This is a genomic window from Photorhabdus heterorhabditis, assembly GCF_001280945.1.
GTDB lineage: Bacteria > Pseudomonadota > Gammaproteobacteria > Enterobacterales > Enterobacteriaceae > Photorhabdus > Photorhabdus heterorhabditis.
The window spans coordinates 1-23,333 of sequence record NZ_LJCS01000024.1 but is presented as its reverse complement, the minus strand read 5'-3'; the positions used below and the strand labels follow the sequence as shown (position 1 = coordinate 23,333).

At 40.6% G+C, this 23,333-nt stretch carries 28 protein-coding genes; 6 read left to right on the top strand and 22 right to left on the bottom strand.

Annotated features, from left to right (window positions below):
• The first annotated feature begins 11 nt into the window (after nucleotides 1–11).
• Together gyrB and AM629_RS10255 are read left to right on the top strand one after the other, a co-directional pair.
• Nucleotides 12–2,426: a DNA topoisomerase (ATP-hydrolyzing) subunit B gene (gyrB, locus tag AM629_RS10260; RefSeq protein ID WP_054478622.1), complete on the top strand. Its 2,415-nt coding sequence runs from the start codon at nucleotides 12–14 to the stop codon at nucleotides 2,424–2,426.
• Nucleotides 2,427–2,566: 140 nt separating this feature from the next.
• Nucleotides 2,567–3,046, top strand: a complete 480-nt coding sequence (locus tag AM629_RS10255; protein ID WP_054478620.1) for an Hcp family type VI secretion system effector — start codon at nucleotides 2,567–2,569, stop codon at nucleotides 3,044–3,046.
• 40 nt (nucleotides 3,047–3,086) lie between these two features.
• Here AM629_RS10255 and AM629_RS10250 read toward each other — a convergent pair whose 3' ends face one another.
• The 12 genes from AM629_RS10250 to AM629_RS10200 all read right to left on the bottom strand — a co-directional run bounded on the left by AM629_RS10250 (nucleotide 3,087) and on the right by AM629_RS10200 (nucleotide 12,478).
• Nucleotides 3,087–3,404, bottom strand: a complete 318-nt coding sequence (locus AM629_RS10250) for a hypothetical protein (RefSeq protein ID WP_054478618.1) — start codon at nucleotides 3,402–3,404, stop codon at nucleotides 3,087–3,089.
• A gap of 130 nt (nucleotides 3,405–3,534) precedes the next feature.
• Nucleotides 3,535–3,849, bottom strand: coding sequence for a hypothetical protein (locus AM629_RS10245; RefSeq protein ID WP_054478616.1), 315 nt, complete (start codon nucleotides 3,847–3,849; stop codon nucleotides 3,535–3,537).
• On the bottom strand, nucleotides 3,849–4,604 hold the full coding sequence (locus AM629_RS22170) for a DUF4225 domain-containing protein (RefSeq protein WP_072161866.1): 756 nt from the start codon (nucleotides 4,602–4,604) through the stop codon (nucleotides 3,849–3,851). Before AM629_RS22170 ends, AM629_RS10245 begins: the two co-directional genes overlap by 1 nt.
• A 166-nt stretch (nucleotides 4,605–4,770) precedes the next feature.
• Nucleotides 4,771–5,877 (bottom strand): aspartate-semialdehyde dehydrogenase, encoded by a 1,107-nt coding sequence (asd, locus tag AM629_RS10235; protein ID WP_054478614.1) that lies wholly within the window; start codon nucleotides 5,875–5,877, stop codon nucleotides 4,771–4,773.
• 189 nt (nucleotides 5,878–6,066) lie between these two features.
• Nucleotides 6,067–6,288, bottom strand: a complete 222-nt coding sequence (locus AM629_RS10230; RefSeq protein WP_054478612.1) for an ogr/Delta-like zinc finger family protein — start codon at nucleotides 6,286–6,288, stop codon at nucleotides 6,067–6,069.
• 75 nt (nucleotides 6,289–6,363) lie between these two features.
• Nucleotides 6,364–7,431 (bottom strand): phage late control D family protein, encoded by a 1,068-nt coding sequence (locus AM629_RS10225; protein WP_054478610.1) that lies wholly within the window; start codon nucleotides 7,429–7,431, stop codon nucleotides 6,364–6,366.
• Nucleotides 7,431–7,898, bottom strand: a complete 468-nt coding sequence (locus tag AM629_RS10220; RefSeq protein WP_054478608.1) for a phage tail protein — start codon at nucleotides 7,896–7,898, stop codon at nucleotides 7,431–7,433. Before AM629_RS10220 ends, AM629_RS10225 begins: the two co-directional genes overlap by 1 nt.
• Before the next feature lie 2 nt (nucleotides 7,899–7,900).
• A complete protein-coding gene (locus AM629_RS10215; protein ID WP_072161865.1) occupies nucleotides 7,901–10,309 on the bottom strand; it encodes a phage tail tape measure protein in 2,409 nt (802 codons plus the stop codon).
• Complete coding sequence (locus AM629_RS22165) at nucleotides 10,302–10,421, bottom strand: GpE family phage tail protein (protein ID WP_200905763.1); 120 nt, start codon at nucleotides 10,419–10,421, stop codon at nucleotides 10,302–10,304. Before AM629_RS22165 ends, AM629_RS10215 begins: the two co-directional genes overlap by 8 nt.
• Before the next feature lie 14 nt (nucleotides 10,422–10,435).
• Nucleotides 10,436–10,753, bottom strand: a complete 318-nt coding sequence (locus AM629_RS10210) for a phage tail assembly protein (RefSeq protein ID WP_054478604.1) — start codon at nucleotides 10,751–10,753, stop codon at nucleotides 10,436–10,438.
• Between the two features lie 26 nt (nucleotides 10,754–10,779).
• Nucleotides 10,780–11,295, bottom strand: coding sequence for a phage major tail tube protein (locus AM629_RS10205; RefSeq protein WP_054478602.1), 516 nt, complete (start codon nucleotides 11,293–11,295; stop codon nucleotides 10,780–10,782).
• Between the two features lie 10 nt (nucleotides 11,296–11,305).
• Nucleotides 11,306–12,478: a phage tail sheath protein gene (locus AM629_RS10200; protein ID WP_054478600.1), complete on the bottom strand. Its 1,173-nt coding sequence runs from the start codon at nucleotides 12,476–12,478 to the stop codon at nucleotides 11,306–11,308.
• Between the two features lie 396 nt (nucleotides 12,479–12,874).
• Here AM629_RS10200 and AM629_RS24590 point away from each other — a divergent pair, with 396 nt between their 5' ends.
• The gene (locus AM629_RS24590) at nucleotides 12,875–13,429 is read left to right on the top strand and encodes a hypothetical protein (protein ID WP_054478598.1); all 555 of its coding nucleotides are present in this window, start codon (nucleotides 12,875–12,877) and stop codon (nucleotides 13,427–13,429) included.
• Between the two features lie 32 nt (nucleotides 13,430–13,461).
• Nucleotides 13,462–13,992 (top strand): tail fiber assembly protein, encoded by a 531-nt coding sequence (locus tag AM629_RS10190; protein WP_054478596.1) that lies wholly within the window; start codon nucleotides 13,462–13,464, stop codon nucleotides 13,990–13,992.
• A 221-nt stretch (nucleotides 13,993–14,213) separates the two neighbouring features.
• Here the strand turns inward: AM629_RS10190 and AM629_RS10185 are convergent, their stop codons facing one another.
• The 9 genes from AM629_RS10185 to AM629_RS24210 form a co-directional block, all read right to left on the bottom strand.
• Nucleotides 14,214–14,810: a tail fiber assembly protein gene (locus AM629_RS10185; RefSeq protein WP_054478594.1), complete on the bottom strand. Its 597-nt coding sequence runs from the start codon at nucleotides 14,808–14,810 to the stop codon at nucleotides 14,214–14,216.
• Entirely contained in the window at nucleotides 14,810–15,310 is a 501-nt protein-coding gene (locus AM629_RS10180) for a phage tail protein (RefSeq protein WP_054478592.1), read from the bottom strand. The genes AM629_RS10185 and AM629_RS10180 overlap by 1 nt, the downstream gene beginning before the upstream one ends.
• The gene (locus AM629_RS10175) at nucleotides 15,310–16,443 is read right to left on the bottom strand and encodes a phage tail protein (RefSeq protein ID WP_054478590.1); all 1,134 of its coding nucleotides are present in this window, start codon (nucleotides 16,441–16,443) and stop codon (nucleotides 15,310–15,312) included. The genes AM629_RS10180 and AM629_RS10175 overlap by 1 nt, the downstream gene beginning before the upstream one ends.
• Nucleotides 16,440–17,057 (bottom strand): phage tail protein I, encoded by a 618-nt coding sequence (locus tag AM629_RS10170; protein WP_054478588.1) that lies wholly within the window; start codon nucleotides 17,055–17,057, stop codon nucleotides 16,440–16,442. The genes AM629_RS10175 and AM629_RS10170 overlap by 4 nt, the downstream gene beginning before the upstream one ends.
• Nucleotides 17,050–18,048 (bottom strand): baseplate J/gp47 family protein, encoded by a 999-nt coding sequence (locus tag AM629_RS10165; protein ID WP_188093417.1) that lies wholly within the window; start codon nucleotides 18,046–18,048, stop codon nucleotides 17,050–17,052. The genes AM629_RS10170 and AM629_RS10165 overlap by 8 nt, the downstream gene beginning before the upstream one ends.
• Nucleotides 18,049–18,061: 13 nt before the next feature.
• A complete protein-coding gene (locus AM629_RS10160; RefSeq protein ID WP_036769912.1) occupies nucleotides 18,062–18,403 on the bottom strand; it encodes a GPW/gp25 family protein in 342 nt (113 codons plus the stop codon).
• Nucleotides 18,403–19,242, bottom strand: a complete 840-nt coding sequence (locus AM629_RS10155) for a phage baseplate assembly protein V (RefSeq protein WP_054478583.1) — start codon at nucleotides 19,240–19,242, stop codon at nucleotides 18,403–18,405. Before AM629_RS10155 ends, AM629_RS10160 begins: the two co-directional genes overlap by 1 nt.
• Nucleotides 19,243–19,744: 502 nt before the next feature.
• Nucleotides 19,745–19,987, bottom strand: a complete 243-nt coding sequence (locus AM629_RS10150) for a tail protein X (RefSeq protein WP_036769919.1) — start codon at nucleotides 19,985–19,987, stop codon at nucleotides 19,745–19,747.
• Nucleotides 19,988–20,208: 221 nt separating this feature from the next.
• Nucleotides 20,209–20,373, bottom strand: a complete 165-nt coding sequence (locus AM629_RS24210) for a hypothetical protein (RefSeq protein ID WP_166304310.1) — start codon at nucleotides 20,371–20,373, stop codon at nucleotides 20,209–20,211.
• Between the two features lie 397 nt (nucleotides 20,374–20,770).
• On the opposite strand from AM629_RS24210, the gene AM629_RS10145 reads away from it, so the two are divergent.
• Nucleotides 20,771–21,385: a phage repressor protein CI gene (locus AM629_RS10145; RefSeq protein ID WP_054478582.1), complete on the top strand. Its 615-nt coding sequence runs from the start codon at nucleotides 20,771–20,773 to the stop codon at nucleotides 21,383–21,385.
• An 86-nt stretch (nucleotides 21,386–21,471) separates the two neighbouring features.
• Here AM629_RS10145 and AM629_RS10140 read toward each other — a convergent pair whose 3' ends face one another.
• The gene (locus AM629_RS10140) at nucleotides 21,472–22,044 is read right to left on the bottom strand and encodes a recombinase family protein (RefSeq protein WP_054478580.1); all 573 of its coding nucleotides are present in this window, start codon (nucleotides 22,042–22,044) and stop codon (nucleotides 21,472–21,474) included.
• Between the two features lie 64 nt (nucleotides 22,045–22,108).
• Between AM629_RS10140 and AM629_RS10135 the strand changes: the two genes are divergently transcribed.
• Nucleotides 22,109–23,113, top strand: coding sequence for a pyocin knob domain-containing protein (locus AM629_RS10135; protein WP_152911995.1), 1,005 nt, complete (start codon nucleotides 22,109–22,111; stop codon nucleotides 23,111–23,113).
• Nucleotides 23,114–23,333 lie beyond the last annotated feature (220 nt).

Here is a 23,333-nt window from a genome sequence, read left to right as displayed (position 1 = left end):
GAGAAACGTTGATGTCGAATACATATGACTCCTCAAGTATCAAGGTATTAAAAGGGCTGGATGCGGTTCGTAAACGTCCGGGCATGTATATCGGCGATACAGACGATGGTACCGGCTTACACCACATGGTCTTCGAGGTTGTCGACAACGCTATCGACGAAGCCCTCGCAGGCCACTGTAGTGAAGTTATCGTCACGATCCATGCTGATAACTCAGTCTCCGTACAGGATGATGGCCGCGGTATTCCTACCGGCATACACGAAGAAGAAGGTGTTTCAGCAGCCGAAGTTATTATGACCGTGCTGCATGCGGGGGGTAAATTCGATGATAACTCTTATAAAGTCTCCGGCGGTCTGCACGGTGTAGGAGTTTCCGTTGTTAACGCCTTATCTGAAAAGCTGGAACTAATTATCCGCCGTGACGGTAAAGTTCATGAACAGACTTATCACCTTGGTGTGCCACAAAGCCCACTGAAAGTTGTCGGTGAAACAGAACAGACCGGTACTCGTGTCCGCTTCTGGCCAAGTATGGATACTTTCCGTGACAACACTGAATTCCAGCACGACATTCTGGCTAAACGCCTGCGTGAACTCTCCTTCCTGAATTCCGGTGTATCCATCCGCCTCATTGATAAGCGCACGAATACTGAAGATCACTTCCATTATGAAGGTGGAATTAAAGCGTTTGTTGAATTTTTAAATAAAAACAAAACGCCAATCCATCCAAACGTTTTCTATTTCTCGACAGAAAAAGATGGCATCGGTGTTGAAATTTCAATGCAATGGAACGATGGCTTCCAGGAAAATATTTACTGCTTTACCAATAATATTCCACAGCGCGATGGTGGTACTCACTTAGTTGGTTTCCGTACTGCGATGACTCGTACCCTTAATAGCTACATGGATAAAGAGGGGTACAACAAGAAATCTAAAGTCAGCGCTACGGGTGATGATGCCCGTGAAGGTTTAGTCGCCGTCATTTCCGTTAAAGTACCTGATCCAAAATTCTCTTCTCAGACTAAAGACAAACTGGTCTCTTCCGAAGTGAAAACCGCAGTTGAAACACTGATGAATGAGAAGCTAGTGGAATACCTGCTGGAAAATCCAAATGATGCCAAAACGGTTGTCAGTAAAATTATTGATGCTGCTCGTGCTCGTGAAGCAGCCCGTAAAGCACGAGAAATGACACGCCGCAAAGGGGCTCTTGATCTGGCCGGCTTACCAGGCAAACTAGCTGATTGTCAGGAACGTGACCCGGCATTGTCCGAACTCTACTTAGTGGAAGGGGACTCAGCGGGCGGTTCTGCAAAACAAGGGCGTAACCGCAAAAATCAGGCAATCTTGCCATTAAAAGGTAAAATCCTAAACGTTGAAAAAGCGCGTTTCGATAAAATGCTCTCTTCTCAGGAAGTCGCAACACTGATCACTGCATTGGGTTGTGGTATTGGCCGTGACGAATACAACCCGGATAAGCTACGTTATCACAGTATCATTATAATGACAGATGCAGACGTCGACGGTTCTCATATCCGTACTCTATTGTTAACTTTCTTCTATCGTCAAATGCCAGAAATCATTGAACGTGGTCATGTATTTATTGCTCAACCACCTTTGTATAAAGTGAAAAAAGGCAAACAGGAACAGTACATTAAAGATGATGAAGCTATGGACGAGTACCAACTGTCTATTGCTTTGGATGGCGCATCCCTTTACACCAGCGATCACACACCAGCCTTGAAAGGGGAACCGTTGGAAAAACTGGTGACAGAATTTAATGGTATCAAGAAAATCATTAAACGTATGGAGCGTCTATATCCAGCAAGTTTACTGCACAACCTCATTTATCATCCAAGGCTGACTGAAGCAGCATTAGCTGATGAAACAAAAGTTCAGGAATGGATTGAAACGCTGGTAACTCGCTTGAATGACCGGGAACAAAACGGCAGCAGTTATAGCTATCAACTCCATGAAAATCGTGAGCGCCAAATGTTTGAACCCGTTCTGCGTGTCCGTACACATGGTGTCGATACTGATTACCCACTGGATTTCGACTTTATCCACGGTGGTGAGTACCATCGTATCACTCAATTAGGTGATAAACTCAGCAATTTGATCGAAGAAAACGCCTATATTGAGCGTGGTGAACGCCGCCAACCGGTTTCTGACTTTGAGCAAGCTCTGAACTGGCTGACTAAAGAGTCACGTCGCGGCCTGTCTATACAGCGCTATAAAGGTCTGGGAGAAATGAACCCTGAGCAGTTATGGGAAACCACCATGAACCCAGAAACCCGCCGAATGATGCGCGTGACAGTAAAAGATGCGATTGCCACTGATCAACTGTTTACAACCCTGATGGGTGACGCCGTTGAACCTCGCCGGGCATTTATTGAAGAGAATGCGCTGAAAGCAGCCAATATTGATATCTAACTGATATTATTAAAAATTCAAAAAGCGCCCATATTGATTCTCTATTGGGCGCTTTTTTTATCTGTTATTTATAACCAATAAAGTGTAATTTACTTAATGTTTCTATAAAACATCACTTAAATATAATCTGAGGGTATAATATGGCTGACATGATTTACATGACAATAAAGGGAAAAAAACAGGGATTAATATCGGCTGGATGTTCTTCTGTTGATTCTATTGGTAATAAATATCAAGCAAACCACTTTGATCAGATATTAGTTTATAGCTTAAGCCATGCGATAACACGGGCTCAAAATGTCGACCATCAACCCATTATTATCCAAAAACCTATCGACAAATCATCACCATTACTCGGTGTTGCTATTTCTGAGAATGAGTCTCTTGAATGCTCTATTGATTTTTACCGAACTAACTCAAATGGTGCTCAAGAACGTTATTACAATATAAAGATCACTGGCGCCACAATCACTGAAATAAGTGTCTTACATCCACATTCGTTGAATCATAATGAGCTTCCACCACAGGAAAGTATTTCGTTAAAATATACAAACATTACCTGGAATCACCTTATCGCAGGTACTGGCGGTTATAGTATTTGGGATGATAGGATTTATTAAAAGAGCAAAACAAGGCGTTTTAACCTCACGCCTTGTTTCATTAACGAACTTTTCTCGGTAGGACCAAAGCATATAAAACAGAGAATATCATACTTCCTATTTTAATCTCTTCACTATTTAAATTAATGAATTTCGATATAAAATCATGGTGCTCATTAAGACCAACAACAAATAGCTGTATATAACCAAATATAATTATTAAAATAGAAACAAAAACAGACAAAATATAATTACGTTTTTTATCCACAATCTTTTTTATAAAATAAAATGAGATAAAAACAACTAAAGACATAATGTAATAAAGAGAAATATCCCACAAAGTGGGCTTAGTGGAAATTATAACATCAATATAATCCATATTCTTTCCTATATTAATCAACAAATACTCAACAAGCATATTATGGTTTTTTCAGTAATCAGATAGTTATTATAAGCTTATCCTATCCATTAACAAATTCATTTCACAATCATCTAATCTAAAACTAATTTCAATATTTTCTTGGTAACATGCAAGCATATAAAATAGAAAAAATCACACTACCCACCCTAATTACCTCACTATTTAAATTAATAAACATTGATATAATTTCATGATAACCACCATATTTAACAATAAACAATTGAATTGAGCCCAATATTACTATAATAAAAAACCCAAGAACAGAGAGAATATAACTTCTTCTTTTCTCTATGGTAATTTTCATAAAAAAAAGAAAAAATAAAAGCGTTAATGATAAAAGATAGTACAGAAAAATATCCTGCCAAGTAGATTGAGTGGAAATTGTAACATCGATATAATTCATTATTTATCCTCTTGTAACTGATAAATACTCAAAATTGTAGAACTATCAACGATACCTTCTGTAGTTAAGCTCACAGTTCCCATTTCTCTCCACCCTCTGATAAAATCATTATCTATATTTCTGAATAACTTCCATGACTTTTCTCTTGGCTTCAAGACTTCTCTAAAAGCGCCATAACCTGAAAGAGCCAAATCAACCGTTGCATAAGCAATATCTGCATCTTTATCACTTAAACCGATTTTATTAGCAATATATCTGTATCCTTCTCTGACACCACCATTAATATTTTCTCTGTACAATAGATAATATCCATTTTCAACAACATTATTATACCCATGAGCCATTAATGGCGCACCGAATGAGGCACACGCTAACCCTAAAGAAGCTTTACAGACTGTATAACCTGCAAGAATTTGAGTACCACCACCAACAAACCCGATCTGTTTTAATATAAGATTAGTATAACTTGATTTCTCTTTTTCCCTTTCAATTATTGCATATTGCTTTACTCTGTTTGCTGTCAAATAGAAAACTTGTTCTTTTAAGTGATCTATTTCAAACTGAATAATCTCAATTGCACCATTTGAAGATAAACAGTGAATACGAACCTGACCTAATATATCCTCTACAAAAAGATTTATTTTTGAATTAAAATCCATTCTTATTTTACTATGAGTTAAATAGCGAAAAGATAAAGTTTTCGCCAACTCTCTTAATTCCCTTACCTTTAAATTCAGTAGGTTATCTTGCTTCATATCTCCCCCTATAAAACCGATTTTTTATTTTCAAACCAAAAAATCATTAACATAGCTTATATAACATAGCAAAAATAAACCAACAAAGAAACAATGAACAGAGCTATATAGAGAAATCCACCCGGATAACGAGTGGATTTTCACATAAATAGATAGATTAAAATTATTAAATCAAGATACGTAACATACGACGCAGAGGCTCTGCTGCTCCCCACAGCAATTGGTCACCTACAGTAAAAGCAGATAAATACTCTGGGCCCATATTCAACTTACGTAAACGCCCTACAGGAGTATTCAATGTGCCTGTTACCGCTGCCGGGGTTAATTCGCGCATGCTCAATTCGCGATCATTTGGAATAACACGAACCCAGTCATTATGCGCAGCCAGTAATTGCTCAATGTCAGGAATCGAAATATCTTTTTTCAATTTCAAAGTAAATGCCTGACTGTGACAACGCAAAGCACCAATACGGACACACAAACCATCAACGGTAATAAGATTTCTACCGGTATTGAGGATCTTGTTGGTTTCTGCCTGCCCTTTCCACTCTTCACGGCTTTGACCATTATCAAGTTGCTTATCAATCCATGGAATCAAACTACCTGCCAACGGCACACCAAATTGATCAGTTGGCATAACACCACTACGGGTAAAATCCGTTACTGTTCTTTCAATCTCCAAAATAGCCGATGCCGGATCTTGTAGTTCTTTTGTTACTTGAGCATGCAGAGATCCCATCTGAACCAAGAGTTCACGCATATGACGAGCGCCAGCACCAGAAGCTGCCTGATAAGTCGCAACAGAAGCCCATTCAATCAAATCATTAGCAAACAAACCGCCCAAAGACATCAACATCAGGCTAACGGTACAATTACCACCCACAAAAGTCTTTATACCTTTATTAAGACCTTCCTGAATATGAGCATGGTTAACCGGATCAAGAATAATGATAGAATCATCATTCATACGCAATGCTGAAGCTGCATCAATCCAATATCCCTGCCAACCTGTTGCTCTTAACTTTGGATAAATCTCATTAGTATAATCTCCCCCCTGACAACTAATAATAATATCCAAAACACCAAGGGCTTCGATATCGAAAGCATTCTGTAATGTACCTTGTTGACCCGTAAAATCAGGAGCCAGCTGTCCGTATTGTGATGTTGTAAAGAATACAGGGCGAATAACATCAAAATCCCGCTCTTCAATCATACGTTGCATTAATACTGAGCCGACCATACCGCGCCAGCCGATAAAACCCACATTTTTCATCATTATTGTCCTGCTTTGGTGAGTACTCTGATTACATTAAAGCTGACAAAATATGGCCGGGGACGCAAGTGAATTTATTCGCTATTCATAAGATATTTAGCAATATCTCTAGCAGCAAGATAGAGAATCGGGGGACACAATAAAAAGCCACCCATCGGTGGCAAACATTTACAGCTAATTTGTGATTCTTCAAGCCAAATTCAACTGAGTTTTAGGCTTTTCTTTCGGATGCGGTTTCACACTGACCACTTCACCCGGCTTGGAAATAAAGCGAACAAATGTTTCATGGCTGACGAAGGTTGCACCACAATTGATATTTTGACACTGGTTGTAACGTTCTTTTGTCTGACTGGAATGCTCAAAGCTGCTGCGTGCATGAGCAGCTTTACCACAAAGAGGACACTTGATCATATTTATTACCCTTAACTAAAACATAAAATCTCATTTCGCGAACAATATAGCAACAAGATCTTATTTAAAGAACGATTATTTCATATCGAGATCATCAATTTTTAATTCCAGAGTCAGTGCCGTTGTAAAACCACCGCTAGATCCATTCATCGTGTGAGTAACTTTTGTTAGCGTCCATTCCGTTTCATCTATTTCAGGTTTAAAACCAATGACTTTTATCGGTACTTCGGGGTAAAGATCTGCACGCCCTTGAGCCAATTGAATTGAAAATGTCGCCGTACCACGTTGTATTTTTTCCCAAGTAGCTTTGGCCGCACGCTTAGCGCTGGCTTCATCAGCATAAACACGGGAAAGTTCCAATACATTATCCTTACTACCAATCAGATATGATTTTGAGTTACCAGTACCTCGAACTGACAAAATGTGTTTTTTCTCCGGTTTACGGGTATCTAACCAATTTGCCACCACGCCGGTATAAGCCTCACGATCAGATAAAGTAAAATTATGGCTGTCCCCTAACCGACGAGTGATCACTAATGCAGGGATAGCTTGACCGCTGGCTGTTTTGTTCAGCCCTTGCCGAATAAATATCAATTTGCCATTTTTTACTGAAGCAATTGCCCCTTCCTGATTTGCCAACCGGGTAAGAAAGCTGCCATCAGACTCATTTGTCTGATCAATATGATTAATAAATACCTTCTCTATATCCTTATGCAAATCGGCGGTGAGTTTATTTCTGGCGGCAATAGTATGGACAATCTCACCTATTGTTTTCTCATGATAAGATACTTCACGTCTCATATTGAGAGATTCACGAAAATCAGCACTACGGGCACGGATAGTTAATTTATCCGGTGTTCCACTGTGCTCAATTTCATCCACAGTAAAACGCCCTTTATCTATAAGTGGCTGATCACGCCACCCTAATGCCAATGAAATCACATTACCTCGAGAAGGTAACATCAAGCTTCCATCTGCATCATCCAGTTCAACATCAAGCTGATCGGCCTCAAAACCGCGATTATCCGTCATCGTCAGTGATATCAGGCGCGATTGAATGCGCCCGCTGATATCTTTATTATCAATTTCCAGAAGAAATCCCGGTGCACTGCCTTTTTCTGGAACCCTGTCAAATTCAGACATCATCCAATACCTCTTTCTTTGACTCTACCCACCAAACTTTCTGTAAGCATGGAGAACTGATTCTGAAGATCACCGAACATTTCACCCAAAGAGCTATCAACTCGCCGCAATTTCAAAGTAAAATCAATTTTGCGAGCAGCACCATTCGACATAAGTTCCGTTTTTGTCTGGTCGATGCTCTCAATGACAAACATGCCGTAAACCGTGCCACTACCATCTATAAAAGACCAGGCTTTACCGCTATCAGCCATAACCTGTAGAGCCACCAATGATAAACGACCACCGGTAATTTCTGGATATAACGAGCCTGAAAGTATCATTGTGTCATTATCTGGCCCCAGAAATTGCCCGGCAGGCCGGAGCCCAATACGGCTATTAAAAGCATGTCTCCATGACTGCTGATATTGCAGGCTCTGGTATGGCGTGGTTTTCAACATAAAAACAAATAAACCCAGTGCTGCCATCATAATTAGAATTCTCCTCTGTCAGAGAATGAACTGCGTAAACGAGCTTGCTGTTTACGGTCCCGATCATCCAGTTCGCGCCTGACCATTGCAGCGATATCCTGCGCAGACTGCTCTGGAGCGCCATAGATATTTATATGATAGACCGGGGATTCACTAAGGTACTGTATCTGGCGCTTCTCTGTTTTCTCCTGAATTTGTGGATACGCCTGAACAGGTAAACTCTGAATATGCAACGGTGCTGTTCTAGCTGCCGCAGAAGGCGCCATCACACTTAAAGAAAACGCAGCAGCGGCTGCAAGTTTAGCAGTCTGACGCCGACTAATAACATTAACAGGGCCTGTTACAATCTCCGGTCCATATTCACCAACAATACCAAATCCGCCAGCTGGGATAATTCCACCTTTGTCATGTTTAGGCAGAACCGAGCTGACATTAGGAGTCATGTTATTACCCGTACCTTTCGCAGTATCTTCCCCTGGCCGCATCCAATCAGGGATATACTCAGACAATGAGGTCAGTTTCTTTTTCAATGCCTCCCACTTTTCATTAATCCCCTCCAACAAACTGTTAATTATCGCTGTGCCAACCTCTTTAAATTTACTGGGTAAGTTCATTACATCAGCAATAATTTCATTCCATTTATCCGAGATCGATATTTTAATATTCTCCCAGATATCCAATGTATTCTGTTTAACTAACTCCCAGGCATTACTTATATTAGTTTTAATATTCTCCCAGATTTGTAAGGCACTCTGTTTAATTGATTCCCATTTCTCACTCAAGCTGATTTTAATATTTTCCCAAAGCTGAGAAAATTTCGGCCCCAATGTTTCCCAATTTTGCCAAATATAAACAGCAGCCATAGAAATTAAACCAACAATAGCAAGGATTGGGTTAGCCATCATCAGACGACCAACTATCATCATGGTACTTCCCAACACTTTCAGAGCATTTCCAACTAATCCAAAAGCTTTCACACCAGTACTGCCAAAGAGAGTGAGACTATATTTCGCTACAGCTAATGGCAGTAATATTGAAGCAATCGCCTGCGCTAATGCACCAAAAACAGTTAACATCCCTCCGACGACCATCGTGATAGTCGCAAGCATTGCAGCTAAACGAGGGTTGGCTTTCATCCATTCACTTACTTTATTAACGACATTTGTCACTTGCTGAGTGACCTCTCTTAAAGGTCCCTCTACGCCGGAAAACGTCTGAACGCCCAGATCACTCCAAGCGGCATTAAGCTTTTGAATATCACCGGTAAGGCTATTCGTCATTACTGATGCAACTTTTTGGGATTCACCTTGAACATTTTTTAGTGCAGCGATAAAAGCTTGTAATCCTCCCTGTCCAGCCTGATTTACCAACACATCCAAAGCAGGTACGGACTTTTCACCACCAATTGCTGTGAAATAACTTGTACGTTGTTTACTGCTCATTGACCGGGTTTTATCATCCAATTCAGCGAGGATGTCAGGTAATTGCCGTAAATTACCTTTAGCATCCCGGGTCTTGATACTTAGTTGCGCCAATGCAGCGGTAGCGGCTTTAGGTGGCTCAGCCAACCATTCCAACACACTATTCAGAATCTCTCCAGCTTCACTTCCTTTGATATTAGCATCACTCAGCTTTCTGGTAGCAGCAGCAACTGTTTCAATATCAATCCCCAAAGAAGAAGCGGTCGGCGCAACAAATTTCATGGTGTCACCCAATGCTGCCAACGTCGTTTTTGAACCAGTAAACGTTGCCGTTAAAACATCACTCACACGGCTCATCTCTTCGGATTGTAATTTGAACCCTTCCAGCACATTAGTGCCAATATCAATGGTAGCGGCGAAATCTGCACCACTAGCCTGTGACATTGATACTGTACCGGGCATCATATTCTTTATCTGAGCAGGGGAATAACCGGCAGAGGCATAAAGACTCTGCCCTTGCGCAATTTTGCTGGCATCAATTCCGGTACTTTTGCTCAACTCCCGACTTTGATTGAGCAACATGGCATATTCAGGAGAATTTTTTTCAATATTAGTTTGTACCCGAATTTTGGCCATTTGAGCATTAAGATCGTAACCTGGCATTAAAAAGTTTTTGCTGGTTGTCAGTATTTTAACACCTGCCGATTTTGCATTAGCACCATGCTGGCTAATACGATCACGAAGATCTTTAGTTTTGCTATAGCGGCTCTCTTCCTTTTTACTACTGTCATGCGCAGTTTCCTGCGCATATTCAGGAACAGAATAAGGTTTAATTGCTTCCCAAGTCTGATTTAACTGCTTGAGTTCACCACGGTTTTGCCGGATGGAATCCGCCAGCCTTTTATTATTTCGCTGTGCGGATTTCAAAACGCTGGTCAGCTTATTAACGGACTGTATTACCCATTTAAGCTGTGACTGTGTATTACTCATTTTCTGCACCACTTCGTAAGATGGCCCGATGTCGCCAGTCCAGTAATTCTGTCAATGACATTTCACTTGTCACTGCCGGAGACCAGTGGAAAACGGTGGCAATATCTGCCACCAAGTCATCTACGGTTAGTCGGTCTGGAAACCGGACTTCGCCGACTTCGGTAACAAAAAATTGACCACCTCAACACTGAAATTAATCAGATCGCCCGGTGTCATTGCCAACAGGTCGCTTTTAGTGAGAGCGGGAGTGGTAACACGTGGCAAAACTAGCATCATTGAGTCCACATCCATCTCCAGCAAAGCCTGTAGCCGAGCACCACGCAGCGCTCCACTGTTAGGTTTGCGCACCACCACTTCAGTGATGTTGCTATTACCACGTGCAAGTGGTTCTTCTAATACGATTGTGCGCTGCTCGTCGTTTTGAGTAATGAGTGTTTCTGTCATGGTTCAACCTTGTTTATCCGATTAGATTAAAGACCCATAGCGCGGCGATGATCTGCCAGACGATCTTCACCATTAACAATTTCAACCATGTTAACGGTATCCACTTCGATCAGAACTTCACCATCCCATGTCAGTTTGAAATAGGTGTTTTTAGCGCTGATTTTGGTCTGAGTATTATCCCCTTGCTTATAAGTGCCATGGTCAAACTCATGGAAGCGGCCACGCATCACGATTTCAACAGCAATCACATCATTGGTATCATCGCGCTGGTAGGAACCCGCAAAACGCAACATTACGCCGTCGGCTTTAGTTATTCCCCACTGCCGATAATGCTGAGCTTCCATACCTCCCAGAGTAAATTCAACATCCAATGCACCTTCATCCAAGCCCAAGTCCACCGTCACGCTACCGTTCATACCACCGCCACGATAGGTTTCTAGTTTACGACTCAGCTTAGGCAGAATAAGTTCTTCCACTATTCCCTGATAACTATTGCCGTCATTAAACAAGTTCAGGTATTTAAGTTTGCGAGGTAATGCCATCTGTGTCCCCTTAGCCGTTTATGCTTTTCGCGAAATCCATCAGGTAACGATCTGTAATACGCTGGCGTAACATCATATTTTCCAGTGGTGGTACAGGTGTGTAGTCGTAATCGAGGGTCAATTTACCCGCTTTCAGAGTGTCTTTATCATTGGCATTTTCGTCGTACCAGCATTTACCATCAATGATGTACCCCCCGGACCTCAATTCACGGAACTTGGCGTTAACACCTTCGATAATGTCTCGTACCAGTGAAGCAGTCAGTGGCTTATCGATTGCCCACATATGTGCTTCCGCCATGGTATCAGCCAGCACCTGAGCAGTGCGGGTGTAACTTTCGAACTGGAACAATGGATCATCAGCGCAGGTACGAGAACCCCAGAAACGGAATCCGTTTTTGCGGATAAGTGTCGTGATGCCTTTTTCATTTAGATAACCAGCATCAGTTGCTGGATCTTGCAGATCCCAGAATACGTCTGCTGAAATACCCGTCACACCATTGACACCGATGTTTGACAGAGTTTTATGCCAACCCGTTTCTTCATCAATTTTTGCCCGCAGGCCCAGTGCTCGGGCAGTAGCGTAGGCGATAGATTCTTTTTTGAGAACAGAGTCCCAACCTAAGAAATCAGGCCAAATCAGCATCACTTCTCGCTGACTGAAGTTTTTACGATATTCGGCAACTTCTTCTTTATTCTTACAACCATAAGCACTGATATAAGCCATTGCTCTTAGTTTTTGCGCAATACTCGCCAATTCAACAGCAACAGCTTTTGTATCCAGCCCAGGAACCCCCAGAATACGTGGCTTAACACCTAATTGGCCTTGTGCTGCCAACAGTGCCTGCATGCCCGTTTTCTTACCTTCACTAGTTGTAGTACCAATGATGTTGGTGGTGGTATCACCTTCCGTTTCACCTTGTTCTACACGGACAACAACAGTAACGGGTTTAGCTTGGTCTGCGATAGCTTTAAGTGCCTGAGGCAATGTACCGGCATCACCCGCTTTGCCAATTGCCATCGAAACATCAGTAATCAAAACCGGGGTGTTTAATGGAAAAGCGTCTGCGTCTGCTTTAGGGCCAGTACAGACCATACCAACAATAGCGGTGCTAATTGTGGTGATGGTGCGTGTACCTTCGTTAATTTCCTGTACACGGACGCCATGATGATAATCTTGTGCCATATTAGCGGTTCTCCTATTAAGGTGTCCCGCTATGTTGAGGTATCCAAGTTATTAAATCATTCGATTAGAAATGTGTGGCAGATGATACAAATCAGGTTAGTTAATCTATTGTTTTTTCTAATAAATTAACCTTAAGCACTTCATAGGTAAGCAGGAAATGGAACCTCTATAAATCAATGCATATTTCTTGCTGTTAGGAATTTTTATCTCTGTTTATCAATTGTTTTTTCACAGATTTTTCCTACAAAAATAGATTGTAATTTATACATATCAACACATTTCTCTGTAAATCACCATTCTGGTCATTTGTTGACACTCGGATATAGCCAATCTTTTCCATATGTAACCCTGCTGAGTACCAATGAGAGACTATTCTTTTGGAAATTTCACAGAATAGTGAGTTTTGAAAAATCTGGTTTAGTGGAAACCGTTACTAAAGCCGCAGACGCGTTGCAACGTAGCGGGGGCAATGTAACAGGTGACATAACTATTACTACTGACTCTATGCTGAGTTGGAACAGAAACACCGACTTTGCCTCTATCGGTTTTAAAAACACCGGAGATGGTGATGCAGATTCCTATATGTGGTTTAAAACGGGGGATAATGGTAACGAATATTTCAAATGGCAGCATGCCCTCTCTGGAGGACCGACTAATGAATGGATGAGCCTTAGACACGATAATCTTCGAGTTAGGAGGTATCAGGTCTATCATGAAGGATATAGACCAACCGCTGCGATTATTGGCGCTTATACAAAATCAGAATCAGACACGCGTTATATTCAAGACATTCGCTTTGGTGCCAAAGAGTACGCACAAGTACGGGTAAATTATGGAGATACAGACACAAGTGGGTATGCCACTACTGCTGTAATAAATGGAAATAGAAATGAGTTAGTTGATACCGTAAATCGAGGCCAATACAGAAAAAGGTTAACGGCATATGGATGAATATATCCAATATTTAGTAGGGTGATGAATATATGCAAAACATTAAAAATTTTTCCCAATATACACCAGACTCAAAACAAGCCAGAAAAATCATTGAAGATTTTAATGTCATTTATTTGAAGTCAGAAGACGACCAAGACTGGTATGAATGCCAGAAAAGCTTTAATCCTGACACAATCAAAGTAATGTATGATTTTAATAATGTAATCCGTTCTATATCAGGAGATGTATCAGCTTTTAACCCAGATGGAATGAGTGTAGCTGAGGTAAGTAATCTACCTGATTCTTGTGATATTTCTGGCAAATGGCAATATATAAATGGTGCTATTGTTCCGCGTAAGTACACAAAGGTCGAGTTAATGGCTCAAGCAGAGAGACGTAAAGAAGAATTGCTATCCCTCGCCAGCAATAGTATTGCCTCTTTACAGGATGCCGTTGATCTAGATGAAGCAACTCTGGAAGAGATAGAACAACTCAAAGACTGGAAAAAATACCGAATACAAGCAAACCGCATTGATCCCACCATAGCACCAGATATTGGGTGGCCCGCACAACCAGTATAAATAATATAGGCCCGCAGTTCACAAACCGCAGGCCTTTTTCTATCCTAGTTTTTAGGACAATCAATAAGTGCTTATTTGATGCGTCAGGCTTCACTGGAATGAAGAAAATACCAAATCATATTAACTGAATTGATACTTCAAAAACATCGGACTGGCCAACATAGCCAATCATAACTGAAAAAAGACCGGAGACAGAATAATGCCCGGTCTTGACAATTTTATCATTCTGGTACTTGTGGCCAATCAATATCTGGGGTTATTGAAGTATCGACACGACTCAGTAATACCAAATACTTCTTCCAGGCAAGTAATAACGCTTTCTCTGCGTCTGAGGCCATTTCAGTCTCAACAGCATATTGTAATAAAGTCATAGCTTCATTAGCGTGTTGGCGAAGAGTGGCTCGTTGTAGTTCTACTTGTTCAATCTGACTGTTTTTTTGGGCTTCGATATCTGTTACCCATTTTTCGTCATCCCATTTATCAAAATCGGTAGCGGGTTGTTTAAATGTCAGTATTTCTGGTAATTCACCTAGTTCAATAATTTCCTGCTGTTTCCCAGTTTGGGTGTTGTAAGCTATTTTTCCGCGATAATCTGGTACAATCAACCAGTTGGTTAAATCAGATGAACGGCAGATGACATACCCCTCTTGGGGATCAGGTGGTGCGTCTGTGCAGGAATTGGCAGGAAGACCAATACCAACGGAAAGATGTTCATCAGTACTGTTTAGATATTCCAGTGTAATCGCATCGTAATTAAACACAACGATACTTCCGGTACTGATGGCAATATTATTTTTATCCAGTACAGCCTTATTCATCAGGCAATCCTCACAATGTAATTAAATGCTACGTTTCGCGGACGTGTTTCTGTTCCTGTTGAAGCAAGAATCGCATCGTCCATATAACCGGAACCACCATTTCCAATTCCGGTAGCGATACCCAATCCACGGCCATCAAATCCGTAGTTAGCATCTTTGGTGACACTATTGAGAATACAGCTCGGTGTACCCAAACCATCAGCTCCAGCATTTGAGTTAGACCACATTCGACTAAGCCTATGATTATGTGGAGCAATATCAGCCAATTGATTGGAAAGTAGATATCGACCAACATCCACCCCACGTCCATCATCCCAGCCACGGATAAATTCACCCCGTAAATCAGGTAATCTACCACTAGGATAAACTTCTGCTAATTTTGGATATAAGGATTTATCAAAGATTGCTCCATTACATTTTACCCATCCATTTGGTGGTATGTTAGTCGGCCAAGGAAGAGGTATTCCCACCGGGATTTCTTCGAGTACAGATGTACTCATTATGCTGCCCTTACAATATAGTTAAATGCTAAGTTACGTGGCCTTGATACCCCGATGTAACCTGCATTGGTAGTCCAGGTTGTTGCTGAACCTACAGATCTGGCTCTTAGTGGAATACCGTTAGGTTGTGGTTGAGGAGTATCCCACTGTAACTTTATGCGCTCATTGAGCGAGAAATTAACAACATTATCAGCAGGCTGACCAGCAATTTCCTGTAGTAAATAAGAACCTTCCTGCCATACCAATAATGGACGAGATGGATCGACTCCACGCCCAGCATCCCAACCACGGATAAATTCACCACGCAAATCGGGCAAATTACCACTGGGATAAGCCTTGGCTAACTCCGGAAATTTCGACTTATCAAAGGCCGCCCCATTACACGGAACCCATCCTTCCGGTGGTATTTCAGTCGGCCAGGGAAGTGGCACACCGACCGGAATTAGCTTTTCCATCAAACCAAGGTTTTTCACAAAAGCATTTTTGTCAGGGATATCCGCTCCGTTTTGGTTTTTTGCCAATTTACTATTAGCATTATCATAAGCTGCTTTTACTGCTTTGGGTGTTGCCGCTGTGGTTTCATCATTACTATTAGTCGCACTATTAAGTTTTGTAAAACCTTTCTCTGTCAACGTAGCATCTGGGTGATTGCGGCTTTTTTCATGTTTCAGAATTGAACTATCTACATATTCACGAGTTGCCAGAACTATAGAGGGATCAATTTTCAGTGTTACTGAATCAGTATTACTGATAATTAAGATCATTCTGACAGTTTGTGTTCTACCCGAACCTTCCTGTAATTGTGGTTTATAAGTTTCCGGGCAGTTTGCCACCGCAATCAAGTTACCTTCACTGTCAAACAGACCAATTTCACGCATCCACCAGCCCCCTTCACCTTCAGGGATAATCTGTTCGGCAATAATTTGGTTGGTGTTTACCGGGTCGACACTCAATGTATTAATTGCGGCCCGACGCTTTTCATTAACTAGCTGTGTCTGATTAACGTCAGGATCAGGTAATTTACCGCCTCCATCACCAACAGCCATGTGAGTAATATCGACTTTTGTTCCCAAAGCAGCAGCATTTGCCAGCTTAGCCGCTCCCAGTTTGGTTAAAATTGCAAAGTATTTCATGGTGAAACCCTCAATGTATCTGTATCGATCAAATGAATTGCTGCCCCTAAAGGAGCATTGTCGCTAGTTGTGATGACGTCAGGGATATATTGGTAAACAGTGAGATCATCTCCACTATAACTTGTCGCAGCGCAATAAAATTCGCCCTTAACATCCAAATTGATTGACAAACCTATCAGATGACGACTAACAGGCTTGGCATCAGAAATTAACCGTTCCAGCTCTAAAAAAGTTTCTTCGGTGATGCCGTTTTCCTGTACCCCTATCGCCAATCGGAATGTGCCTGGTGTTTCATTGTTCTCCCACCATTCCTTTATTTGAATGAGATAGCCTAACGGTTCTACCACGCGACGGACGGCACCAATGGTTCCTTTATGTTTGTGCAGAAACATCGAGTTTTTTATAACTTCCCGCTTAGTACTCACCGACCAGTTTTCATCCCAACGATCAACCGACCACGCCCATGCGAGATAGGGTAAAAACTCTGGAGGGCAAGTGTCAGGATTCCAGAGTTTACGGAGTCGTCGTACTTCTATATTTTGCAGTTGCGAACATGCTTTAGCAGCAGCCAACTCCAAAACGGTAGAACCTGTTGGTAACAGGCGGTCATTCATCATAACCTCCCACTATTGGATCTGGCTTAGAGCAATCAGAAGTTTGAATTTTACTCAGCTCTAATTTTTTACCAGTGCAGTAAGGAGCTTGATCTTTACACAGAATTATATCCTTCGTCGGAGCTTTCAATTCCACCTGTTTCACCCCAGTTACATGCAGTGCGGCATAGATGGCGGATAACCGAATATCTTTCCCTAACTTATGTTGATCTAGCACGTACTTATCCATATTTTCTTGAGCTAATTTACGGATAGGCTCAGACTCAGGTGTCCGCTCAAGATAGAGCACAGCATCAATCTGATATTCCATTATTTTGGCTGGTTGCACTTTTACCCGATCAGCAACCGGTCTGACATCTTCGTCATTAAGTGCTATAACCACTTTATCCAGTAAGTCTTGTGAAGGTATACCGTTATGTGTTTCATCTTCCTTATCGTCCTTATCTTTTTCCCATATCCATTTCTGTGACAAAATAGTGACGGTTACATTAGCCGGTGATGGACTGATGACAGAAACATCCGCAACAGTTTGATATTCACCTTTACCTTTTCCGTCACCTTTATTGACACTAATACCTTCATTAACTTTAAGGGCATGATATTCATATGCACCTATCGGCCCTGCAACACTTAGCCCTTCAAAGGCTCTCTGGATACGGTTACGGAAGGTGCTATCAGGCTCCATAACGGCCCGAGTAACGTTATAGTTCGCACCTAATTGGTCTAAATCGCCATTGGTTGCATAGGCCAGCATCACTGCACGAGCCGCTTCATTTACCCGCTGACGCAATATCAATTCTCGGTAAGCATTTTCTTCCAGCAACTTAACCAGAGGTTCGGATTCCAGCTCTAGTGTTCGAGTAATAGCATCTCGTTGTTCTTCAGGATAAAGAGATATTAATTTGGCTTTACGCTCAGCCAATAGTCTTTCATAATCCAGTGGCTCTACTACATCAGGTGGTGGCAGTTGGCTTAGATCTACCAAGTCAATAGTCGGCATTGTTTTACCTCACAGGGATGGATAGAGAAAACACCCCAGGAGACAGCTGATAATGACCGGATATATCTATTGTCATTTTGCCGTCTTGTTGGGTATTTATGGTGATAGCTGTCAGATTAATTCGTGGTTCCCAGCGGCTGATAGCTGTATAACTGGCAGCCATAACTTGCAGACGTAGAGCCGCGTTTTGTGGCCAGTCAATTAATTCGGGTAGCAGAGAACCATAAGTGCGACGTTCTAAACGGCTACCTACGGGGGTTAGTAAGATATCGCTGACAGACTGGCGTACATGTTCCAAATCTGTCAGGCTACGACCGGTTTGCCGGTTCATTCCAAGATACATCATTATACTGGACCTCCTGTTGTCGCACCGCCTGCCATGACGCCGGAGTGTTGGTGAGAATGTAAGGTCACACCATTAGAACTGAGTTTTCCGCCTGTGTTTTCAACATCACCTTCCAATTTAATTTTTGACGCTTTCAGACCCATTTCTTTTCCTGCTTTTAGTCCAATCTCGTTTTTTGAGTCCAATCCAATTTTATTAAGTGCTTCTAGTCCAATCTCGTTTTTTGAATTCAATCCAATTTTGTTGTACGATTCCAATCCAACTTTGTTGTATCCATTTATCCCAATTTCGTTGTACGACTCCAATCCAATTTTGTTGTATGCCTTTAGTGTTATATTCGTTGCCTCAAGTGTTATGGAATTTGCAGCTTTCACACTGGCAGTCTTAATACCTTTTACCACTAAAGCACCAAATTTCGGCTCATACTCCATTACAGCCCCATCGGGGAAAGCAATATGAACAGCTTGTTCAGAACGAGGCGGTGATGCCAGAGATTGATCAGAATAAATGGCCGGTAATCCACCATCAGGAAAATCAATATGGTCAGTTTCTGTAGGGAGAGTCGATGGCTCTGGAAATTGATTAGAATAAACAGCCGGTAATACAAAGGATGTGGTCAATTCACCGCCAACAGATAATAGCAAAACTTGCTCACCACGGCTGGGAGCCCACCAAGTACGGGAATTACCCGCTCGCATTGTCAACCAAGGTCTCCAGTCAGTTTCGAGATTACCTGTCGCAATTCGACACATTCCTCGCTGAGTATCTACCTCGGTAACAACACCAGTTCTGATCAGGTTACGTAATAAGCGTAGAAGTTCTGTTAGTTGTGTATCCATATTCGGAAAAATGCCATGTAGGTAGTTATGGGTTTATGTTTGGAAGAATGACATTAAAGGTAGCGGTAGACATTAAAGACGAATTGTAGGAAAGGTCAGACAAATTTCTTGGAAGGTAAAGACTATAACAATATGAATTAAAAAGCCTTTTCCTTAAAGGGAAAGGCTTTTTAATAATCTGTAGGTGGTTTTTCTATCAACGCTTAATGCAGTAATCTAAGGAATTCCAATGTTGTATTGTCTAATCGTATGCTGGATATAAGATACTAAAGGTAAGCTGATTACAGATAATTCTTGCTCGAATGTCGAAAACAATACAGTTACAATTTTTTTCCAGAATATCCTGTAAAATGCGGATAGGTTTTATTTGCTCTTAAAAGGCCAGTAGATCAAGCCATACTCCTGGCAACGCTGGTAAAAATAGAGTGATAATCCTTTGAAAAAACAATCAAACTAACACTACCATAAATGGCATGGTTGTATTCACGCCCATTCGTTACCTTTAATCCCAGAGTTGCAGAATAGGTTTTGTTGCAGTTGGCATAATTTCAGGCATTTCAACTTCAGTGCCATGTGGCAGGATTACGCTATATTCAGATTCGGACAATTCCGGAAATTTTTTAAATATCAATTCAACCAATCCTGGATTAGCTTCTAAAACACGTTCAGTCATACCCTGAGTTCGGCCATAGTGGCGCCAGCACAAGGCATCAACAGTATCATTTTGCTGTGCAATTATTTTCATTAGGTAATCTCTATTACAAGAAATATTGTTAAATTAGAGTACCATGGTGTGCCAATAAAAGAGGGGAAACAATGAAACAACATTGTTAGAGCCATAGTACAAATGAAAAGCAAGAAGCCACTTTTCAGTGGCTAATTTTTCAATACAATCATAACCAACTTAGAAACTCTAGATTATTTATCATACAAAAACTCCACATGCGTACTGTTTATTTGTCGCATTTATTCTTCACGTGTTTCGTGACAATTAATAAGTTGTTTCGTAAGTGGCGTCGATAATTCTGCAATCCAAGTCAAAGCTAGCTCTTTATCTTCAATATGATTACATTCACAGCTTATTGCCATTCTGGCAATAAAATTAATACGTTGCGCTATTACTGATTCCATAAGAAAGTCCACTGACAAACTTACCCCCGTATAACATAACTGTATATAAGGACAGTACACCTTGATTAGAAAAAATTAAAGGGATTTTTTATCTTTTTTAAGAACTATATTTGATAGTGTTAATATATTAATTATTGTTTTTATTGAAATAATTAATGATTAAAAAGGTTTCTTTCCTATCACAATCCGTTGTAATTAATAAGTTTTTCTTATTTTATTACTTAGAAGATTTTTGCTATTTATTTAGATTGTATAGTTTCACAAAGTATATAGATTGAAATTTAGATGCCCATGATGCAATATCATTCGTTGGATCTAGTAAATTTATTTGGAATCACTATAGCTCTTTAATTAGAGAGAGTTGTGGAGAAGAAAAACTCACTAAACTGTACTTTAAATGAAAAAAAATGTAACTGAGATAAAAATGGGTGCAGATAGTGGAGGAAAACAAGCTATCGAACGCCTTGTTAGTGCATATGGGTTTAAATCACGTCAAGCACTAAGCGACCATCTAGGTGTGTCTAAAAGCACAATGGCAAACCGGTACTTAAGAGATAGCTTTCCAGCAGATTGGGTTATTCAATGCAACCTTGAAACCAATGCTTCATTGTTATGGCTAAGCACAGGGCAAGGAGACATGTTCCCTGATGGAGAAAAGAAAAAGGAGTCTTTAGAAAACATTATCACTCCGACAATACAGCGGGTTAAATTAGTTGGTGGAAAGTTGAACGCTGACAACCCTGTGACTTTAGATACTCAACTTATTGCCAGAGAAATAAGAAAACCTCTCATTGTAGATAACAATAACACTTGGTATTTGTTGGATACAAAAGAACCTGATGTTCAGGATGGTTTATGGTTAATTGATATTGAAGGAATGCATAGTATTAAAAAGATCACAAAAATCCCGGTCGGTAAAATCAGGGTATGTGATAATGATGTGACCTTTGATTGTGCAATTGATGAGATTAACTTCATTGGTCGAGTTTACCTGATGATTTCCAGGTACTGAAAGTTTTTTTCATTGTCGATAAATTAATTTTTTCAGATATGTAAATCCATGCTTGATGGCAATCTGTTGTCTAAGTAAACGTTTAGTTAGCTGAACCTAAAATCTGTTTTATTTACCGGAAAATATTTATATATCGTGGATAACGATGTGTTGTAGATCAATGATAATTGTTTCCGCGAATGGCCTTTAGCCAACAATCTTGCGGCCTGTTGCTGTTCAGCAAATGAGAATGATACAGGTCTGCCACCTATTCTTCCCTGAGCACGAGCAGCTATTAATCCTGCATTTGTTCTTTCAACGATCAATTCCCGTTCCATTTCAGCCAGTGCACTCATAACGTGAAAGAAAAACCTCCCCATAGAGGTACTAGTATCAATACTGTCAGTCAGGCTTTGAAAATGAATACCACGTTCACTTAAATCAGAAATTAAAGTAACCATATTTTTTACGCTACGTCCCAGTCGATCAAGTTTCCAAACAACTAAAGTATCCCCTTTTTTAAGTTGCTTTAAAGCTCGTTTTAAACCTGGTCTGTTGGCTGTTTTTCCACTGATTTTATCCTCAAAAATCCGCTCACAATTTATACTTATCAGAGCGTTTCGCTGTAAATCACTGTTTTGGTCATTTGTTGACACCCTGACATAACCAATCTTCGCCATGTTTAATCCTGTTTAATACCAATAGGAGACTATTCTTATAGAAATTATCACGTATTAGAGAATTTTGAAAAACCTTGGTTTGATGGAAACAGTAAATTTAGCGAAAAATGCGGTGCCTAATAGCAGGAAAGTGAATGGAAAGGTGTTGTCTGGGGATATCAATATTACGTCTCAGGATATCTTTGATGGGCAAGCAGTCACTATCCCTGAAAAAATCAATTTGAATGATTACAAAACACCAGGTGTTTATGTTCAATATGCCAACGCCTCAGCAGAATCTGGTACTAATTATCCTGAACCTCTGGCCGGTTCGCTTATTGTGTTGAAAGCTGCGGGGATCATTCAACGCTATTTTGTTTATAACAGCAGCCGGATATATACTCGCTCCTTAAATGACATCGGAGTATGGACATCTTGGGCTAGGGAATATAATACACTGAATAAACCGACTGCCGTAGATATTGGGGTTTATACACAAACGGAATCCGACTCTCGATATATTACAGGAATCCGTAAGATAAATGGTAAGGCTCTATCCAGAGATATCGATATTACTTCTCAAGACATATTTAATGGGCAAGCTATTTATTTAGGTGATAAAGCGAATTTAGATAATTACAAAACACCAGGGGTTTATTATCAAGATTATAATGTTCATGCCCAAAATGGTGCTAATTATCCTGAGCAACTTGCTGGTTCTCTTATTGTGTTGAAAGCTGCGGGGATTATTCAACGCTATTTTGTTTATAACAGCAGCCGGATATATACTCGTAGCCAATATAATGATTTACCATGGACTCCTTGGACTAGGGAATATAATACATCAAATCCCCCTTCTGTTGGAAATTTGGGCGTATATACAAAAGAAGAATGCAATAGTCTTTACATTTCTAACATCCGCCTTGGTGTTGAAGTACAAATAGGAGCTGGTGGTGTGTTGGAATATCACGGCCCTAATGTGTTAACTGGGTTTTATAATAGAGATAGGGATTATTCCGCTGAGACGTTATATTGGAGTCCTATTCAATTTCTTAAAAATGGTCAATGGATCACTATTGTACGAGGATAAAAATAATGAATTTGGTAAATCTTGGCCCATTTAAGCAATATATACCTGACAGTGAAGACGCTGTACAGTTTGCTCTTTATCTTCAGGATAAGCCAGGGCGCGAGCATACTTTTTTAACGCCTATTGAAAGTAGAGTAATGACATGATCTAATCACGCTTATTTCTCTTCAGATAGCTCAATGATGACTCTGATTGAACACCTCGCCGTTGTTAAAGAAAC

Excerpts from the sequence above, each read along its gene's own strand:
- AM629_RS10230 (WP_054478612.1), bottom strand. The coding sequence starts at position 6,288 with ATGATCAAGTGTCCTCTTTGTGGTAAAGCTGCTCATGCACGCAGCAGC.
- AM629_RS10215 (WP_072161865.1), bottom strand. The coding sequence starts at position 10,309 with ATGAGTAATACACAGTCACAGCTTAAATGGGTAATACAGTCCGTTAAT.
- AM629_RS10245 (WP_054478616.1), bottom strand. The coding sequence starts at position 3,849 with ATGAATTATATCGATGTTACAATTTCCACTCAATCTACTTGGCAGGAT.
- AM629_RS10155 (WP_054478583.1), bottom strand. The coding sequence starts at position 19,242 with ATGGATACACAACTAACAGAACTTCTACGCTTATTACGTAACCTGATC.
- AM629_RS10190 (WP_054478596.1), top strand. The coding sequence starts at position 13,462 with ATGCAAAACATTAAAAATTTTTCCCAATATACACCAGACTCAAAACAA.
- AM629_RS10220 (WP_054478608.1), bottom strand. The coding sequence starts at position 7,898 with ATGATGGCAGCACTGGGTTTATTTGTTTTTATGTTGAAAACCACGCCA.
- AM629_RS10180 (WP_054478592.1), bottom strand. The coding sequence starts at position 15,310 with ATGAGTACATCTGTACTCGAAGAAATCCCGGTGGGAATACCTCTTCCT.
- AM629_RS10200 (WP_054478600.1), bottom strand. The coding sequence starts at position 12,478 with ATGGCACAAGATTATCATCATGGCGTCCGTGTACAGGAAATTAACGAA.
- asd (WP_054478614.1), bottom strand. The coding sequence starts at position 5,877 with ATGAAAAATGTGGGTTTTATCGGCTGGCGCGGTATGGTCGGCTCAGTA.
- AM629_RS10210 (WP_054478604.1), bottom strand. The coding sequence starts at position 10,753 with ATGACAGAAACACTCATTACTCAAAACGACGAGCAGCGCACAATCGTA.
- AM629_RS10225 (WP_054478610.1), bottom strand. The coding sequence starts at position 7,431 with ATGTCTGAATTTGACAGGGTTCCAGAAAAAGGCAGTGCACCGGGATTT.
- AM629_RS10170 (WP_054478588.1), bottom strand. The coding sequence starts at position 17,057 with ATGAATGACCGCCTGTTACCAACAGGTTCTACCGTTTTGGAGTTGGCT.
- AM629_RS10185 (WP_054478594.1), bottom strand. The coding sequence starts at position 14,810 with ATGAATAAGGCTGTACTGGATAAAAATAATATTGCCATCAGTACCGGA.
- AM629_RS10255 (WP_054478620.1), top strand. The coding sequence starts at position 2,567 with ATGGCTGACATGATTTACATGACAATAAAGGGAAAAAAACAGGGATTA.
- AM629_RS22170 (WP_072161866.1), bottom strand. The coding sequence starts at position 4,604 with ATGAAGCAAGATAACCTACTGAATTTAAAGGTAAGGGAATTAAGAGAG.
- AM629_RS10150 (WP_036769919.1), bottom strand. The coding sequence starts at position 19,987 with ATGAAAATAATTGCACAGCAAAATGATACTGTTGATGCCTTGTGCTGG.
- gyrB (WP_054478622.1), top strand. The coding sequence starts at position 12 with ATGTCGAATACATATGACTCCTCAAGTATCAAGGTATTAAAAGGGCTG.
- AM629_RS10175 (WP_054478590.1), bottom strand. The coding sequence starts at position 16,443 with ATGAAATACTTTGCAATTTTAACCAAACTGGGAGCGGCTAAGCTGGCA.
- AM629_RS10140 (WP_054478580.1), bottom strand. The coding sequence starts at position 22,044 with ATGGCGAAGATTGGTTATGTCAGGGTGTCAACAAATGACCAAAACAGT.
- AM629_RS10160 (WP_036769912.1), bottom strand. The coding sequence starts at position 18,403 with ATGATGTATCTTGGAATGAACCGGCAAACCGGTCGTAGCCTGACAGAT.
- AM629_RS10205 (WP_054478602.1), bottom strand. The coding sequence starts at position 11,295 with ATGGCATTACCTCGCAAACTTAAATACCTGAACTTGTTTAATGACGGC.
- AM629_RS10145 (WP_054478582.1), top strand. The coding sequence starts at position 20,771 with ATGAAAAAAAATGTAACTGAGATAAAAATGGGTGCAGATAGTGGAGGA.
- AM629_RS10250 (WP_054478618.1), bottom strand. The coding sequence starts at position 3,404 with ATGGATTATATTGATGTTATAATTTCCACTAAGCCCACTTTGTGGGAT.
- AM629_RS24210 (WP_166304310.1), bottom strand. The coding sequence starts at position 20,373 with ATGGAATCAGTAATAGCGCAACGTATTAATTTTATTGCCAGAATGGCA.